Consider the following 16,925-nt stretch of genomic DNA (forward strand, 5'->3'; position numbering starts at 1 on the left):
GTATCTCTGCCATCGAACTTCCTCATAGCGGACATCTCCACACTACGAGGGGAGGCACAAGGCGACCTCAAATGGCGAGAAGAGGACCGCGTTCGAATCCACTCAGGCCAGCAGCACACACCCGAGCCAGCCAGGGCGTAGTTTGCTGACCCGAGCCCGGCGAGTAGGCCAGCCCCGGTACGGCGCTCACTCACATCGGAGCCGAGGTTTGTCCAACCTGCCCGTCTGCGATGAGTGAGACATCTGGAAGGCGGTCGCCAGATCGATTTGAACAATCGCTCGCGCAGCGCTGGCAGGTTCAGGATGATGTCGGCATGGATGCGCGGCGTGTGGCGTTGTTGACGACGGGGCTCGCGGTGGCGGCGGGCGCTTCATTCAGTTTCTTGCAGTGGGACACGGCAAACCGCTTGGCCACCGTGCTGTCTGCCCTGGTGGGGTTGGCGGCTCTGGGGGTTTCGGTATGGGCCGCTCTGCCCGGCAGGCAAGCCGCTGTTGTGCGCGTGTCGAACACTGGTGAGGCGCGGGCCGGTTCCGATGCCTCAGCGAACACAGGAGTAACCGGCCCAGCCGCTGGCTTGCAAGAGTCTGTCGAGGTGGACGGAACGGGGCGAGCCGAGGCGTCAGGCGGCGGCGATGCCAACACGGGAATCCGCCTGAACTGAACAGCTTGTGGGCGTCTGGAGTGCCCCGGGGCGTGACGAGATCTGGCCAACAACGATCAGTCGAGGGGGCATCGGGTGGCGAGAAAAGCGTGGTCGCGATGGCTCTCAGTGATGGTGTCCCGAACCGGCTCAGCGCAGGCGACCGCAGGCTCGGTGGCCAACTCCGGAGTCTTCATCGGCAATGTGGGGCTCTCTGCTCCGCATTGGCCGTGTCAGCTTCAGAGATTTCCATTTACCATGCCGAGGCTGACCCCGGACAAGGCGTGCGAGGAGCCTGGCCTTCTACTCGACGCCCGCTACGAGTTGATCGACTTCGTCGGCCGCCGAGATGAGCTCGCGAGGCTGACGCAGTGGCGTGACGGGAACGAGTCGTTAGACGTGCTGCTTCTACATGGTCCTGGTGGGCAGGGGAAGTCACGGCTGGCCGCACAGTTTGCCCAAGTCAGTGACCAATGCGGCTGGCAGGTTCTCCAAGCACGGCACACCACCAGCCCGGGGGCTGGGCCGGTCGGGTGGCCAAAGGTAAGGGCCGGTGGTCGACGCACCGAACAGGTCCGAACTCTGCTGATCGTCGATCGCGCGGAATGCTGGCCGAAGGACGGCCTGCTGGGCCTGCTTGACCTTTGCGATGGACGTCATACAAGGGTGCTGCTGATAGCCCGGTCGGTCCGCGGGTGGTGGAGTCCTCTGAAGGACGCTCTGCGCGACCGTGGATTACCTACTCGCAGTATTGGTCTGTCCTCGCTGACGGAGGAGATCGCCCCCGAGAAGCTCTTCTGCGCTGCCAGAGACGGCTTCGCCAAGATGCTGGCCATCGACGACGGCCTCCCTGGTACGTCCCCCTTGGGCATCCATCAGTGGGACAGGTTCCGCCACGTTCTCGCCCTTCACACGTCCGCTCTAGTCGAAGTATGCGCACGCCTCCTACCCGGTCCAGAACGTACCGCCGCCATCTCCTCGTACCTCCTGGATCGCGAACGCCGCTACTGGGAAGACTTGTACGAGGGGCAGCGCATTCGACTCCCGGTCGGCAAACTTGCCCTCGCCACCTACACGGCGGCGCTGACCAGCGCCCTCGATCACGACGCAGGCCTTGATGCCTTGGCCTGTCTCGACCGCGGGTCAGCCGACAGCGGTCAGGTCCTCGCGGACCACGCCACCGCCTACCCACCGTTCAACGGCCACACCGTCCTGGAACCCCTGCATCCGCACTGGTTGGCCCAGGACTATCTGGCCCTCATCACCCCTGGAGATCCCCTTTCGTTCGAGACGTCGGAGCCATGGGCACTGCGTGCCCCCGTGCATCTGCTGGCCACCCCCACTCAGAGCGAAGAGAAGAAGGCCGCTTCCACGTGGCCAGCGTGGCTCCGCCCTGCCGTGTCTACCTTGATCGAGACATCTCAGCGATGGCCACATATCGCCACCGGTCAACTCGTTCCACTGCTCACGGATCATCCCCATCTGGCGCTAGCTGCCGGAAAGACACTCACTGCCATCACTGACATCGCCCACCTTCCGACCGCCTTTGCTGCAGATGTCGCTTCGAGCTTGCAGGGCCTCGGTGAGTACCTACACATGGCAGAAGACGCAGAAGAATTGGAAAAGGCGCTGGAAGCGACCCAACTCGCACTGGACCTCTACCACGCCCTGGGAGCCCACGAGCCCGCGGATGCTTTCGTGAGCCAACAGGCCGAGTCGCTGAGCGCTCTCAGTTCCCTGCAGAGGAGGACCGGGCAGTTGGAGAGCGCATCGCAGACAGCAGCACGCGCGGTGGGCCTATACCGGAGGCTGGCCCATGAGTTCCACCAGGTGGCCTATGCGCGCGAACTCGCCGTAGCACTGTACCGGCAGGCCCAAGTGCTCGCGTCACAAAAGAACTGGTATGAAGCCCTGGCTGCAATCAAGGAATGTCTAGACATCTATCGCGCAGAATATCTGGCCACCCCAAATTCCCTCCCGACCACGGTGTTCATCGACAGCCTCTACGAGACCCGGATACTCCACGCTGAGGTGCTCGCCTCTCTGGGGCGCACGGAAGAGGCCGATGAGATCCGTCGTCAGCTCACCACTGGTCGCTGGTGGTACCTGTCGTGGTGAACCCTCCATTCCTCAGGCCCGACCCGGCCGTGATGAGGGCGTGCCGTGGTCGTCGGCAGGCGGTTTCAGAATTGGGTGTGGGCAGTGGTGTGCAGGGCTTGGCGGTATGGGGCATTCCACGAGAGCCGGCCGGCAGCCCTGCCACACCCGCACCATCTGCGTCAGCCACCCACGGCGGTGGCAGTACACCACTGATCACGGCGCGGATATCGTCCGGGTGAGCCAGGGGTGCTTCTGCATACCTTCGCCTGAGCGTCCAAACGGCCCGCCGCACATGCTGAGCGTGTCTGTGGCCTCGCATGCCGCACCGCAAAGTCGGGCATCCCGTTCCTGCGACGGGAGACAGGGCAATCCCTTACTCGAACGCTCGCTGCCGCGCGTGTTCGGGATTGCGTTACTGCGTCTCGCTGCTGCGGCTATGCGCGTCGAGCGGGACTCGGGCGATCAGCGGGGGCGCCAGGTGCGGATTTCCAGGTGGGTGATGTGGGCGCCGGGGTGGATGCGGCCTGTCTCCAAGAGCCACTGCTGGACGGCTGCGGTCACGTCGCCGCCTGCTGCGTCGACACGTTGGGCGAATTCGGTGGCGTCGAAGCCTCCGGTGGTGGCTGAGCCGTAGGAGCGTTCTTCGGTGTGGTCGGTGCGTTGGACGACGTCGCGGCGGATACCGGGCGAGTCCGCGCGGCTGCCGGAGGCCAGGGTGAACCCGCTCTTCGGCATGCGCACCGTGAACGCGAGGCGCAGTCGTTGGCGGGCTGCTTCGGCAACCAGGGGGCGTAGGCGAGCAGCGCCGGAGGCGATGGCTTGGGCTCCGGCGCGGCCGGTGCCGGTGCCGGTGGGGGTGATGAGGACGGCTTTGGTGCGTACGCGGGCGCGGGTGCCGGCTGCGGTGGTGCGGCGGGTGATGTGGGGGGCGGCGATGGCGGCGAGTTCGCTGGTGTCGGTGATGCCAGCGTGGATGGCGGTCAGGGTGTGGCGGAGTGCGGGGACGAAGGCGGCGCCTTTGTGGTGTGTGTAGAACTGGGAGACGAGGGAGGGGTCGCGGTTGATGATGCGGGCGATGTCGCGTTTGGTGTAGCCGGCGGCGCGGAGTTCGTCGGAGAGTTGGGCTGCTTCATTCAACTCTGGCTTACGGCTGCGGCGTTGGGGTGGCATCAGGCGTCACCACCGTGTGGGGCTGGGTGGAGGGCTGCGCGTCCGGCGTCGCGTAGGGCGAGGAGTTCGTCCTCGGTGGTGGGTGCTGGGATGGGGCCGGGCAGGTGGCCTTTGTAGAGGTATTCGCCGGGCTGACCGTGGTAGGGCCAGTTCTGGGGTGCGGTGAGGTAGACGGCGTCGGTGCGGAAGGCGACGACGGTGCCGGGTGGGGTGTGGAGGGCGCCGACGTAGGTGTTGTCCTCGCGCATACGCATGGACAGCAGGGCTGCGCGGGCGCCGGACCAGATGGCGGCGGCCCATTCGGGGTGGGCGTTGGGGTCGCGGGCGAAGCCGGTGGCGCGTTGCCAGGTGACGTGGTCGTCGTCGAAGCCGATGATTTCGGCGTCGGCGGGGATATCGCGTTCGGCGGTGCGGGGCGTGGTGCCGGTGACGGTGCGGGGGCGCTGGGCGAAGGAGCCGATGCCGTAGAGCAGGAGGGCGCGTACGGCGCGGGAGGCGAGGTGGGCGGCGTGGCGCTGGGTGGGGTCGCCGTGGAGGCTGGCTTGGGCTGAGAGGGAGGCCCAGGCTTCTTTGAGTTTCTTGGACCAGTCATCCAGGGGCTTGCCGTCGTCCCACAGCAGGCCGTCGAGGATCTCGATCTTCCACGGGGTGAGGGGGTTGGTGAGGGCGGTGTAGACCTCGGGGCCGCCGGCCCAGGTGGTGAAGGTGGTGCCAGGAGTGCGGGGGTAGTGCCAGGCGCGTTCGCCGGGGGCGGGGGCGGGGGCGGGCAGGAGGCCGACGTGGTTCCAGGTGTCGGGGACGGTGACGCGGATCTGCCAGTGGCCGCAGCCGAAGAGGGCCTTGGTCTGTTCCTTCTCGCTCCAGGAGGCGAAGGTGGCGGCGGTGATGCGGCGAGGGGTGCCGACGGGGGATTTCCAGGTGTGCTTGGCGTAGGCGAAGGTGCGGTCGTATTCGACCAGAGCCGGCAGCTGCTCGGGAACCGATGGCGGGGTGAGCAGTTCGGTGCGGCCCTGGCCTGCGGTGGCGTGGAGGAGGCCGCGGAGTTCTTCGGACAGGACAGGGTAGCCGTCGGCGAACTGGCCGCGGGCGGGGATGGTGCGGGTCCACAGGTCACGGCCGGTCTGGGAGGGGGAGCCCATGATGACGGCATCGGACCAGTGGGCGCGCAAGGCCTTCCACAGCAGGACGAAGGCGTCGCGAATGACGGTGGGGTCGGCTCCTTCCGGGTCGAACCACTCCCCCACCGAGCGGATCTCGACGTGCTGCTGGCCGTCTTCGCGTTGGTAGCGGGCAACGGGGTTGCGGGCGTGGACGAAGTGACCCGCCATCCGGTCCTTGCCACGGCCGGTGTCAGTGCGCCAGCCAGGGATGGGAGCGTTCAGCCAGGCGGCGACAGCGTCGCGCAGGAAGGGGTAGCGGTCGGCGTCGCGGTGCCAGGGGTCGCCTGCGGTGATGTAGAGGCGTTCCACGCCGTCGGGGATGGTGTGGAAGACGGCCTGGAGGATGTCGGCGGCCGACTGGCTGCCAAGGTCGAGGTGGTGGGTCTGGTCGCGGTAGACCAGCATGCCAGTGGTGGTGTCGAGGAAGGCGGTGGAGCGTGCCTGCTGGGTGAAGTTCGGGCGGGTGGAGGCCAGGTTGGCGGTATGGCCGACCCAGCGGTCGCCCTCAGGCCCTTCGGGCAGGGACGGCAACACCCGCGGGGCCTCGGGCGTCGCGTCGCGGAGCACGGGCCCGGGTACGGCAGAGGGCCGTGGCTCGTCGGTAGACGCGGCGGATGTGGGGGGCTTGGTGGCTGTGGCGGTCATATCCGGCGCGAGGGCAGCCGGCGCCGGCTGAGGAGCGGCGGGTGCTGTCTGGTCGGCTTCGGGGCTGGGGGCAGGGGCCGTGGAGGGTGACGGGGCGGGGGTGGTGAGGCTCTCGGGGGCCAGGATCGGGGCGATGGCGACGACTTCGGCCAGGCTCAGGCCGGCAGCCGGCGCGATGCGGTCCGCTTTGGCCTTCTCGTAGGCGGCCAGCGCGGAGATCTGGCGCGCACGCTGCGCTTCGAGCTTGGCGACCTCGGCCTGCTTCTTCTTGATCTCATCACGCAGGGCGCGCAGTTCGGCGAGAGCGGCGGTGTAGGTCTTGCTGTCCATCGGGGTCCTCGTTCAGGCCGTGAAGTTCAGCTGGCGTTGTTCGTAGCGACGTAGGCGATCGCCCCGCCGGAGTGCGAAGTGAGCCGGGTACCCAGCAGCAGGTCGGCGACCGCGCGGTCTTGGGCTGCGGTAGCAGTCAGGTGTTTGGTGGGACGGGTGAGGTCGGTGATGTAGCCGGCCAGGACGGCGTCAGGAAAGGCATGTCGGCCGTGCTCGTTCTTCTCCCACTGAGACAGGCTGGTGAGGACCGCGACGACATACCCGGCCAAGGTCACCGGCAGCACTCCCCCAGCCGCCACACTCGCCGCGTCGCAACGCCACCAGCCGCGCAATGCCTTGAGCATGTCTTCGGGGGTGAGGGAGGTAGAGAAGCCGATCCAGTCACGGTCCGGCTCCTGGACCCGCTGAGCGGCATCCACCCGCAGCACAGCGACCTCTCTGACGACCAGCTGTTCCAGCGGAGCCCTGTGCCGAGCACGGACGGCTTGAACAACCTCAAGGGGGGCCATGACGCGTACGCCGCGGTGCGACAGGCCTGGAAGCAGTTCGGCGCGCACGAGTCGACGGAACGTGGTGACGGCGCAGCCGAGTTCTTCCGCAGCCTGTCCTGTTGTCAGCAGCACGCAGCACCTCTACAAGCAGACTCAAATATCTGATTCGGCTATGACACTAGTCGCCTGAGGAGTCGGGGTCAACGACGGGGCTACCGGCGGTAGCTACCCTGCAACTGCGGCGCGGCGCCGCAGTTTCGCCCGCAGAGCGTCGCAAGAAGCCGGTGGTCCGCTGATGCCGCGGTGGAGTCAGGTGGCCCAGAGCCAGACATCTGCCTTCCGACGCTTCGGCGGGGGCCACGAGCGAGGGCCAGTTCTCCGCAGCATGCGCGCAGGCACTCGACTTGGTCGTGCTGGGCAGCCGCCAGGAGAAGCGTCGCACCGGCCTGGAGATCTTGTGCTGCGACAGTCCGCATACAGGCCCCGTTGGTCCACAACCACCGCCAACGGGAAGTCCAGCACAGCCGCCCCGTTCTTTGAGCGCAAGTCTTCGAGTCACGCACCGTCACCAATTGGGAGGAAGAGTGCTCCTGAGCCGATACCGACGGGGCGTGCAGGACGCGACACGCGGCGCTGAGGCCTCATCTGGTGAAGAAGATCGACTTCTTCCGGGAACCAGACGAGGCCCCGAGCTGCACAGGCGGTTTGTACCTGCTGCGAAGGGTTCGCAGGCAAGTTAGCCCCAGCCTCCTGGAAGAGTGCTGCACTGGTTCAGCTGCGCCTCAAGGTCATGCAAGCTGGAGTCGGCGAGGGTGTACTCAGCGCCTTTCTGGGCGATTGCGGTGGACTGATTCAAAAACTCCTCTACGCGACTGTGCGGCAAAGAGACGAGAGCTGTTCCGGATGGTGGGCTTAGTTCAATGAAAGTATGCGCCCCCTCTGAGTCGCTGTTGCTCCAGACAGCTATGTCACCAACGCCCGTTCGACCATGCATGCCCTCAACCAAGAGGTCTCTGGCGAACATCCACCTGACAGGCCTTCCGTTTAGTGTGAATACTGCCTCCACCGCGTAGGGGTCCGCTGCTCGATAGAAGAGGCTCGTGGCCAGCGGAAGCGTCGAGTCGCCCTTCCCGGCGAGGTGGAGTTTCCCTGCGATTTCGGTTTGAACGGTCAGCTCACCCAAGTGCTCCCGCTCGTTGGTGTCCGCCTCTGGCTGCAGCTGCCATGGGCGGATCCCCGTTTTGTCCGCCCTGTTGTGCCCGCCACACGTTGGCAGGCAAGCAATGCCCTGCGAAGGCAGTGAGCCTGCATTGGACAGGCACAGAACATGTAGCGATGGGCTCGGCCGTGTGTTGGAAAACGCTCGCCCGGTTGCAGCGACGTCGCCACCAACCAGCAGTGACAATCCTTCGTCGGCAAGCGCCGCTTGCTGCATGTACCAACGCAACAGTTGCTTCGAGACCGCGGACCACGACTGCTGATACTGCAGAAGTGAAACTAGCTGACGATGTGCGTGTTGGAGCCAGACAGCAATACGAGCGCGCAGGACGCATGGATCCTCCATGAGCCGCAGGCAAGTTACCCTTTCCCACGGCAGATTGTCCCACGACGAGAAAGGGAACGGTCGGTGGCGGCTGAGGGGCTCAGACAATCCGGCGCCTTGGAACAAACGAAAGGGGCCAGCCGCAAAAGCTTGCCACTGCGTGTACGACAAGTGCTCACCAGCGAAAGGCGATCTGCTGGTTGCCCTACATGACGGCTCTTTGCATTCCCATCCGTTGTGCAGAATCGCGTCCAGGGTATTTTGGCGCACCCTGGTAAACGAGTGTGCCTGGTGCTCTCGTCCAGCAGTTCGCTTGAGATCGTCAGTGCAGTCGCAAATCATGCGTGGCGCGAGCTCCTGACGCACGGTCTCATAATCGATGGCTCGTGGAAGCGCATTTCTGGGGTATGGGTTGGGTCGGTGATGCGTCGAGGCGTTCTCGTGACGTGGCCTGAGGGTATCTGCGGGCGCTGTGCCCGCTTGCCTCGCCAGGAGCGTTTTCAAGTACGCCGTTGCCTGTGGCGACCAGGGGTTGGTGCCCTCGTCGCGTTCATAGGGCGTGCGCAGTCGGGCAAAAAGATCTTCCTGGCTATGAGGGGTCAGGAAGTAGAGCGTCGGGTGGCAGACAATGTCGTTGTCGACGCTTTCCCCGGCGGACTGTAGGTGACGGAGGAAGCTGGCAATGGTGGCTGACTTCCCGCTTCCAGTGGCAAGGTACCGCACCTCGATGTTGCGCTGTTCTGTCATCTCCTGCGGCTCACGATGGGCGGCATTCTCTGCCAAGGAAGCGGTTTGCGGCAGCGCTTCACCGTCGTGTCGAGGCGTGGTCCCGGGTTCTTCGCTGCAGGTCTGCGGGTGGCGGGCTGCCTGGTCGAAACGTCGACGTGCGTCGGGCGTGGCTGTGCCCAGTGCGGCAAGCACGCGCGGCGTTCCCAGGCTGGAGGCTTCCAGGAGGGCGTCGAAGTCGTCGTAGTCTTCCGTCGCCGTGAAGTTATCCATGGCTCCTTCACTCCGGACATTCATCGTGCTCCGCCCTCTCCCAGTGCGAACTGACGTACCTGGTGATTGAGCCGGGCACGCATGCGGCAGATGCGGCGCTCGAGGGCTTTTTCCGTCAGGCCTACGTGCTCCGCGGCTTGGGCCTGCGTGTACCCCAAGGCCCGCCACCCCAGTGCCTCACGGACTTGCGGGTCCTTCACCAGGGGGAGGAGGCGGCCGAGGTAGTCGTTGGTCACCGCGAAGTAGCTGGGGTCGGTGGCCCGCTGGTCTGGGATGAGGGAGAACCGATCGGTCGGCGCATCGGCACCGGTCGGACAGTCCAGCTCGGCCTGCCCCTGCTGGTGACTGTCGAACCAGCGAATGTAGACCCGCGGGAAGGCACGGATCACTGCACCCATGAAGTAAGTGTCCAGGTTCGCGCCGCCGTCGGGGTTCCAGCGTCCCTGGACAAGTCCGTAGTTGCGAAAGACGTGCAAGCCGCCGAGGACACTGTCGACCACGACGCCTTGTCGGTCCTCGTGCGTCCACCTGAGGGTGATCTTCTCCATGGGGACGGGCCGGCCAGCCCGGCGGGCCTTGTGGAAGACCTCGCCGCTCGCAGCCCACTTGGTCATGGTGTGGTAGCCGTATTCCGAAAGGCGGTTGACGGTCTTCTGGTAGCGGGGGCCCTCGAAGCCATCTGCACGCAGGATCTCAATGATCTTTCCGTCCGCCTGCCGGCGCTGGGCGCGGGCGTACTCCCGCTGCTCTCCGCCGAGTTCCCAGTCGAGGAAGGCAAGGTCTTCCGGCGTCGGCTCAGCATCCTCCGCCTCGAGGGGGCACGAAGGGGTGCAGGCGGTGTTCTCGCCGCCCTCGAGCGCTTCCGGCACATTCGCTCCCTATGGCAGCCGCAGCAGGACTCGACGGTCCATGCGAACCGCCTCACGCAGGTCATAGACGCGGAGGAACCTTCTCCCCCCGGCCCGGCCGCCACATTTTTTCGATCACCCACGGTGATTCACGTCACAGGGGGTGGCTACGGCAGCTGACGCCTATACCTCCTGCACCACTGCTCCCGGCGACACGGGCGCATTCCCTACCTCAGATGGAGTTGACGGTGCCTCGATCCACCTCGCAATCCTCGCTGCTCAGCCAGCGGGCTGCGGTCATCTTGCTGCTCGGTGTCCTGACCGCCATCGCAGCAGTGGTACTTACCGTCCTGGCCGGCGGCGCTCTGGCAAGCGGATTCCTGGCAGGAGGCGCTGCATTCGTCGGCGCTGTGCTCTTCTTCAATTCGATCATCGCCTGAGCTCGGCGAAGGCCTCGCGCGAACAAGTGCGGGGCCAAAGGGGCTCCATGACCATCGTTGGTACGAAGCTGACCCTCATGCCGCCGCTTCTTCGATATCGCCAAAGCGGACAGCAAAGAGCACGATGTCGTCGTCCCGGTCGCCCTGGCCGAGCATGTCCAAAATCTCGTCGCACAGCGGCTCCAGCTGCGGCGGTCCATCGGCGCCGCGGTCCGGTCTCGCAGGGCAGTGACAACATCCGCGGGGACCACCGTGCGCACCCCGCGGTGGTCCAGCCTGGGCAGCAGGCCAACGTGGATCAGGCGGCGGAAGGAGGTGATGGTGAAGCCGAGTTCCTCGGCGGCCTGGCCTGTTGTCAGCAGCATCTCATCTATCTCGACTGAACTCTGATATCTGATGAGGTATGTACGACAGTGATCCTCGTCGGGGGTACCAAAGGGCTCGGTACGCGCCATCCCCCACTTTGGTGCCTCATCGGCCTGGGCAAGGCGTGCGTTCGGGCGTACTGGAGGAGCGGTCGGGTATCGGCGTCTCGGAATGCCGCCTCAGGGTGGCCTTGGGGGGAATCGGATGGCGGGGCTGCCGTTGAGCCGCCGACTGGAGCTGTGATCCGCTGGTGCCCGGCACAACCGTTTCCCTTCGTCACCTGGGCCGGTTCCTCCAGGCGCGGGTAGGCACTGGGGCGCCCCGGCCTGATGCCCTGTGACCGAGCGCCCGAGTTGACCGGTCTGAGCATCACAGTTGGCCACACCTCGCGCATCGCCGCGGAGGGCACGCTCGAGCCAGCGCGACTATCAACTGGTCCGGCGGCTGAGGTCCTTGAAGTGGACCTCTTGCAGTTCCTGGGCTGCGATGTCGCGCAGGTATTGCTCGGTGGTGACCTGGCCGTGGGCATCGAAGATGCCCACGGCTTCGCCATGGTGAGGCGGCGCGGCCGACCGTCGTCAGTGGTGCCGGGCGGGTGTATCCGAACCGGGCACGGGTGCGGACGAGGCTGCCACCGTTTTTTGACCTCGCACTCCGGCTGACCGCGGACTACCAGGAGTGGAACCACCAGATCACCCCGGTCACGGCGGCGCTGCCGACTGCGTACGCAGCACCTCGGACCATGGCGAACCCCGCGGCCCTAAGCATGCGTCGAGGCCCCTTACGGAAACGGCCTGTCATTGGATCTTCCCCTCTGGGCTGGTTGCCGTGCGCACGACGCGCGGCAGGCGTATGGCGTAGGGCCCCATTAGGCCAACCCGCCCCACCGTGAGGACCCCGGGGAATCGCGGGGTTCTAACTAGACTGGCCCCGTGGCGTGGAAGGAGCCCAGTGACGCGGAACGGCGATTGCGTGAGCAGCTCGCGGAGCACGGGCTATCGGTGAGCTGGGCGAAGATCCGCCGCTGGCGGGAGTTCGGTGCGCTGCCCTGGAGGAAACAGCAGGGAGTGGGGCGTGGGTCTGGATCCACCTCGGGGCTCCTGCCGGAGACCTTCGTGGTGGCTGAGGCCCTGGCTCTGGCCACCGTCAAGAAGAGGCCCCTGGAGCAGGCGGTGCTCCACGTCTTCACCACGCACTCACGGTTCGGTGAGGTCTTCGTGGCCACTTCGGTACCGCTGCCCGAGCGTGCGGTTCGACGGGCTCTGGCCTGGTACATCGTCCGGGACGACTCCCAGCCATGTGCCGTCATCGAGAAGGCCGTCGAGTCCAGTGGCGGCTGCCCCGACCGGGCCATGGACGCGGCTCTGGAGTCGGCTCACCGCTACTTCCGCAAGCTGTACCGCCAGGCGAACCACAGGAGGCACCGGGCGGGCACGACGGTGTCGGATGCCCCGTGGAACCTCGCCGACGCTGACGGTCTCGCGACCTTCTCCGTGGCCACTGTCCTAGGTTTCGAGGAGTTCGGCGCCGACGCCATCGTGGAGGCAGTCAGCAAGTCGTTCCCGGAGCTCGCTGACGGGTACGGCGAACAGGTCTTCGCCGAGTTGAGGAAGGCCGCTCGAGAGGTAGAACGAGAGGTAGAAGGTGACGGCGAGAGTCCATTCTTCCGCCGCCCCCACTGGCCCTCAGTCCAGGACCGGGTCCAGACGATGGAACGGGTCGAGTACTCGACGATCTGCACGGTCCGCGACGTGCTGGCCGTCCTTGTGGAAGCCGCCCCTGCACTGGCTTTGGCCCGGCGAACTGGGGTCGAAGATCCGGACGTACGGCACGTTGAGGCAGTTCGGGCGTCGAACCAGCGCACGGACGAGTACCTGAAGCGGGCCGAGGCCATCAGCTGCCATCCGGCAGCGCGGGCCTGGAAGGAGTTCACCGGCCTTCTCCTAGACGTGTGCACTGCCCCTCGACGGCTGAGCACGTTCCAGCAGGATGTCACGGCCCTCGACCCCGCCCTAGACGACGTGCCGGGCCTTGGCCGGCGCGTGCTCGCCAGTGGTGCATGCGCATGCCCCGCACAAGGCTCGCATCCTCACCGACATGGCAGGGCCCGGCCAAGCAGGGCACCGGAACCCCTGCGTCGTAGCTGAGTTGGAAGCCGTGGTCACCATGTCCGGCGGCATGAACGCGCCTGGGGCCCGCAGTGAACACCAGCGCCGCCTTTTCGACCCACCGCTTGAGGCTCAGCCGGGCAGTTGAAGAACGAAGTCTCGCTGAACCAGTGGGGCAGGAACTCGCCGGGCGACCGCCTTGCCGGTGGCCTCCCATCCGAGAGCACGGCCCGAGGCAACCTCTGCGACACCTCGCCGGAATCGCCGATCCGGCCCCACGCTGGATATACCTCCGCGTTCAACATGCACACCGACATCTCGGCGGACGCGTCGCGTGCGCATTAACCCGGCCCGCAAGTCCGATCCACTCAGCAGAAGCAGCGGATCGTCAGAGGCTCTGAGGAGGCATGTGTCGGCCAGCGTAGATAGCCTGAGAGGGGGGAATCAAGGTGGTTTCGGAAGGACTCTCCGCCTTCAGCTCAGCCAATGATCCAAGTGCAGCCGCTGCTGGAGATGATTGAAATGGGCGGCAATGGTGGGCAGGACGATCAGTTGCTTTCGGCCCTTGCGGCCGATGCTGACCGATTCAAGCAGACGGGTGATCGAGGCAGGGAAGCTGCGGCCCGTTTCGAGCTTGGCAGACAGCTCTTCCTACGGGACCGTGGCGATGCCGCGCACGAACACCTGCGCCGTGCGGGGGAGATCTTGGAGGAGGATGGTCTCGCGGTCCTGGCAGGCCAGGCGTTCTTAGGCTGCGGACAGGCTCATATGAAGGAAGGCCGGCAGAAGGACAGCCTCCAGTGGTTCGATCGGGCCATTAGCCAGTTCGTCCGCGGCCGGGATGAGGACGGGGAAGTGGAGGCCTCGGCGGCCAAGCTCGAAGCTTTGGCGGACCTGAAGCAGTGGTCCGGCACCGAGTTGAGCAGTGAAGTTATCGCCGCGACCGACCATACGGATAGCTCGCGTCTGCTTGTGTTCCGCCTGGCGGCTTTCCGCTACCGCATGCAGGAACGGCTGGCGGAACGTGACCCAGAGGGGGGCCTTGGCCTGGCAAGGCAGGCCGCGGACATCGCCAGCCGGCTGGGTAATCCCTACACCGAAGCGATCTTCCGGCTGGCACTCGCCCACAATCTCCAGCAGGTGAACAAAATGGAGGAGGCGGCGAAGGAGTACGAGCAGGTGCTGGCAGTGGTGCAGGGGCTGCCCGATGCTGCCGAACTCGAAAAGGAGGCGCTGGTGGGCTTGGGGGCGACGCTCGATGGCGATATCCGAACGGGCGCTGACCGGTTCCTTCAGCTGGCCCAGCAGTACGCGACCTCCGGAAATATTGGTATGGAGGCTCAGTGCCGCTACCAGCGGGCGCAGGCCCTCGGTCGCGGCCAGAGCGCCATCGATAGCCTCGTACGGTCCGGGGACACATCGGCACTGGTAGATCTGCGCAAGGAGCGCGCTGCAGAGTTTGAGCGCGCAGCTGAGCGCTTCGTCGTGGTCGGTTACATGCGGGACGCGGGATGGAGCTGGTACCAGGCCGGGCTTGAGTACAGCTGGCTCGCACCGGAGTATCGCGAGAAGTGCTACTCCACGTGTGGCAGAGCCGCCGAGTGCCTTGGCGCCGCTGGTGACTGGTGGGGCAAGGGACTGGCTGAGTTCGTGGCTGGGCAGGCCTTGCGAACGGACACGTTCGACAGCGAACCGGACACACGGTTTATACCGGCTCTGTGTCGTGCGGAAGATGCCTTCAAGCGAGCGGATCGACCCGTGGAGGCGGCGGCGGCAAGGATGACAATCGCCGTCGTACAGGCACAGAGTGACGCTGAGGAATGGATGACCACTGCTGTCGAGGCCTTGCACGCCTGTGAACAGGCCCGGCCGAGCCTGCGGATCCCAAAGGACCGGGAGATCAACGACCGGACCATCGTCGCCAACGGTGTCCGCGTCCTGACCAGCAAGTTGACCAAGCCAGCCGTCACCATGAGCGACGACCCGATGTGGAGCAAGCTCGTCTGGCTGCTCAGCGAGTCGCCCAAGGCACGCTCGTTCCAGGACCAGCAACTACAGGACGACACCTGGAGTCGCCTCGCCGCCGACGACAACGCCTTGTCGGAGTTGATGACGCGCAGGAAGGATCTAAAGCGAGAACTCACCAGCCTAAAACGGATGATCAAAGCGGCATTTGTCGCCGGACGCCCCGAGAGTGACGTCCAAACGATGAAAGAAGAGCTCCGACAAAAGGAGAGTTGGCTCGCAGATATTGGCCAACAAGTGGCCCGACGGTTTCAGCGTCTTGACCACGACGCGCCGGAGCGGATCGAACTGCTCAGCACCACCCCAGTCAGCCCGGAAGAGCTGCAGACTTGCCTGGAGCCGGGCGAGGCGTACATCGGTTACCGGTGGAATGCCGGCGCACCTCTGCGCTCCATCGTGACCCGCACCACTGCTACCGCCGGGCTCGCCACGGGCGTCTCCGCGGCATTCGCTAAAGAGGCCGCCGAGGCCAGCCGTGACGGCGAGAACTTGCCTTGCAACGACTCCTCCCAAGCGGGGCGCCTGATCGGACCGATCTCCGCGGATATTGACACGCTGATCATCTCGCCCGAGTCGCTTCTCCTCGGCCTTCCATGGCACCAGCTACCGAGTCCGACACTGACCGACCCCGACGCCACTCTCGGCGAGCGCTACACCATCTCGATCGTTCCCGCGGCCGGCGTCCTGCGCCATCTGCGGAACAACCGTCCGGACGCCGCACGGGCCAGGCGAGACACCGCTTACCTGGGCGTAGCATGCGACGGAGGAGGCGACCGTCGGCTCCTCTTCGTGGACCAAGAAGTAAAGGCGACCAAGCGAAACCACTTCGCCGATGAACCCGCGGCCGACTGTCTCACCACCGCGGACTGCGGAAGGTTCTTGGAGCGCGGGTGCAGCGCCAGCCTGCTGCACCTGGCATGTCACGCCGAGCCGCACGGGTTGCTGCTCTCCTGCGACGGCATCTGGACCCGGCCCATCGATCTGCTCAACACCCCAGGGCGGACCTTCGGCGCAGACATTCTCCTGCTGACCGGATGCAGCGCGGGCGACTTCTCCAGAGAAGAGAACAACGAGTTCCTGGGAGTGGTCCGCCAGCTCATCATGGTGACCGGCGCCCGAGCCGCCGTCGCAAGCGTCGCGCCCGTCCCGGATCCGGCTGGAGTGCTCTTCGCGGACCTGTTCGTATCAGCACTGAATGGCAAGAGCCCGAACCGCCCGTGGCCCACCCCCAGCCGACCGCATGCGGTCGCGCAGGCAGTCGCCTGGGCACAACAGACAATGCGCCGCAGGCTGCGCGCCGAAGACGCCAAGACCCTCATCACCGGCTATAACAACCCGCAACCGGCAGACCCCGCCTGGTGGTCCCCCTGGTTCGTCGTAGGTGACCCCAAAGCAACCACGAGCGGAGGCCGAACCACCTAAGCGGAGAAAGTTGGGACAACGCCCATGAAGTACACGCTGCGAGTAAAAACCGCCGACTCCGCCGGTCTCATAGCAGCTATCGAGGCGGATGCTGGAGCGTCCGATTCAGGACAAGCGCAGGTCTCCGCCGACGGTATCGGGCTGCAGTTGGACCCCATGCGGACCAGCGGAGTCGACCTGGTGACGCTCCTGCTGACGATACCGGTGGGGGTCACGGTTGAGGTGGCCGCCGACCGGATCAAGAAATACCTCGGTGAAAAAGACGAGGATCACCGGATCAGGAAAGAGACCATTGGTTGGCAAGAGGAGACGGTTGACGCGGACGGAAACGTGAAGACGAACTGGGGAGAATATCGCATTGAGCTCGACGAATCTTGACGGGAGGAGGACCAGCAGCATCGCCAAAGCACGGCGCGGTGCTCGGCCACCGTGAGCTTGGTTCGACGAGCGACCGAGCCAAAGCCAATTGAGGTCACTGATCGAGCGTAAACAAGCGAGAAAGAACTTCACGACGCCCTCTCGACACCGGTACGGACGGCAGCGGCGGCTCGCCACGGCCATCGGCTGCCGTAGAGCTGGGGTCTGCTGCAGGTTTGGGTGACAGGTTCGGTCACGCGGCCTGGAGGGCCGGTGTGGT

The 16,925-nt window shown here is 65.5% G+C and carries 11 protein-coding genes; 6 read left to right on the plus strand and 5 right to left on the minus strand.

Going from position 1 to position 16,925, the window contains the following annotated elements; translation table 11 throughout:
* Window positions 1-230: 230 nt before the first annotated feature.
* Window positions 231-662, plus strand: a complete 432-nt coding sequence (locus IEZ17_RS39780; protein WP_229853086.1) for a hypothetical protein — start codon at window positions 231-233, stop codon at window positions 660-662.
* A gap of 237 nt (window positions 663-899) precedes the next feature.
* Window positions 900-2,759, plus strand: coding sequence for an ATP-binding protein (locus IEZ17_RS39785; protein ID WP_189308508.1), 1,860 nt, complete (start codon window positions 900-902; stop codon window positions 2,757-2,759).
* A 444-nt stretch (window positions 2,760-3,203) separates the two neighbouring features.
* On the opposite strand, the gene IEZ17_RS39790 is transcribed toward IEZ17_RS39785, so the two are convergent.
* The 5 genes from IEZ17_RS39790 to IEZ17_RS39810 form a co-directional block, all read right to left on the minus strand.
* Window positions 3,204-3,911, minus strand: a complete 708-nt coding sequence (locus IEZ17_RS39790; protein WP_189308509.1) for a helix-turn-helix domain containing protein — start codon at window positions 3,909-3,911, stop codon at window positions 3,204-3,206.
* A complete protein-coding gene (locus IEZ17_RS39795; RefSeq protein ID WP_189308510.1) occupies window positions 3,911-6,046 on the minus strand; it encodes a hypothetical protein in 2,136 nt (711 codons plus the stop codon). Before IEZ17_RS39795 ends, IEZ17_RS39790 begins: the two co-directional genes overlap by 1 nt.
* 26 nt (window positions 6,047-6,072) lie before the next feature.
* A complete protein-coding gene (locus IEZ17_RS39800; RefSeq protein WP_189308511.1) occupies window positions 6,073-6,669 on the minus strand; it encodes a helix-turn-helix domain-containing protein in 597 nt (198 codons plus the stop codon).
* Between the two features lie 604 nt (window positions 6,670-7,273).
* The gene (locus IEZ17_RS39805; protein WP_189308512.1) at window positions 7,274-9,079 is read right to left on the minus strand and encodes an SsgA family sporulation/cell division regulator; all 1,806 of its coding nucleotides are present in this window, start codon (window positions 9,077-9,079) and stop codon (window positions 7,274-7,276) included.
* A 20-nt stretch (window positions 9,080-9,099) separates the two neighbouring features.
* On the minus strand, window positions 9,100-9,948 hold the full coding sequence (locus IEZ17_RS39810; RefSeq protein WP_189308513.1) for an RNA polymerase sigma factor: 849 nt from the start codon (window positions 9,946-9,948) through the stop codon (window positions 9,100-9,102).
* A 215-nt stretch (window positions 9,949-10,163) separates the two neighbouring features.
* On the opposite strand from IEZ17_RS39810, the gene IEZ17_RS39815 reads away from it, so the two are divergent.
* From IEZ17_RS39815 to IEZ17_RS39830, 4 genes are all read left to right on the plus strand, one after another.
* Window positions 10,164-10,367 (plus strand): hypothetical protein, encoded by a 204-nt coding sequence (locus IEZ17_RS39815; protein WP_189308514.1) that lies wholly within the window; start codon window positions 10,164-10,166, stop codon window positions 10,365-10,367.
* Window positions 10,368-11,665: 1,298 nt separating this feature from the next.
* Window positions 11,666-12,880, plus strand: a complete 1,215-nt coding sequence (locus IEZ17_RS39820) for a hypothetical protein (protein WP_189308515.1) — start codon at window positions 11,666-11,668, stop codon at window positions 12,878-12,880.
* Window positions 12,881-13,327: 447 nt separating this feature from the next.
* A complete protein-coding gene (locus tag IEZ17_RS39825) occupies window positions 13,328-16,288 on the plus strand; it encodes a CHAT domain-containing protein (RefSeq protein ID WP_194505914.1) in 2,961 nt (986 codons plus the stop codon).
* A gap of 24 nt (window positions 16,289-16,312) precedes the next feature.
* Window positions 16,313-16,666: a hypothetical protein gene (locus IEZ17_RS39830; RefSeq protein ID WP_189308517.1), complete on the plus strand. Its 354-nt coding sequence runs from the start codon at window positions 16,313-16,315 to the stop codon at window positions 16,664-16,666.
* The last annotated feature ends 259 nt before the right edge of the window (window positions 16,667-16,925 follow it).

Origin of the sequence: Streptomyces albospinus (assembly GCF_014648695.1) — a bacterium.
Lineage (GTDB): Bacteria > Actinomycetota > Actinomycetes > Streptomycetales > Streptomycetaceae > Streptomyces > Streptomyces albospinus.

Excerpts from the sequence above, each read along its gene's own strand:
- IEZ17_RS39815 (WP_189308514.1), top strand. The coding sequence starts at position 10,164 with ATGGAGTTGACGGTGCCTCGATCCACCTCGCAATCCTCGCTGCTCAGC.
- IEZ17_RS39790 (WP_189308509.1), bottom strand. The coding sequence starts at position 3,911 with ATGCCACCCCAACGCCGCAGCCGTAAGCCAGAGTTGAATGAAGCAGCC.
- IEZ17_RS39805 (WP_189308512.1), bottom strand. The coding sequence starts at position 9,079 with ATGGATAACTTCACGGCGACGGAAGACTACGACGACTTCGACGCCCTC.
- IEZ17_RS39825 (WP_194505914.1), top strand. The coding sequence starts at position 13,328 with ATGATCCAAGTGCAGCCGCTGCTGGAGATGATTGAAATGGGCGGCAAT.
- IEZ17_RS39795 (WP_189308510.1), bottom strand. The coding sequence starts at position 6,046 with ATGGACAGCAAGACCTACACCGCCGCTCTCGCCGAACTGCGCGCCCTG.
- IEZ17_RS39785 (WP_189308508.1), top strand. The coding sequence starts at position 900 with ATGCCGAGGCTGACCCCGGACAAGGCGTGCGAGGAGCCTGGCCTTCTA.
- IEZ17_RS39780 (WP_229853086.1), top strand. The coding sequence starts at position 231 with ATGAGTGAGACATCTGGAAGGCGGTCGCCAGATCGATTTGAACAATCG.
- IEZ17_RS39830 (WP_189308517.1), top strand. The coding sequence starts at position 16,313 with ATGAAGTACACGCTGCGAGTAAAAACCGCCGACTCCGCCGGTCTCATA.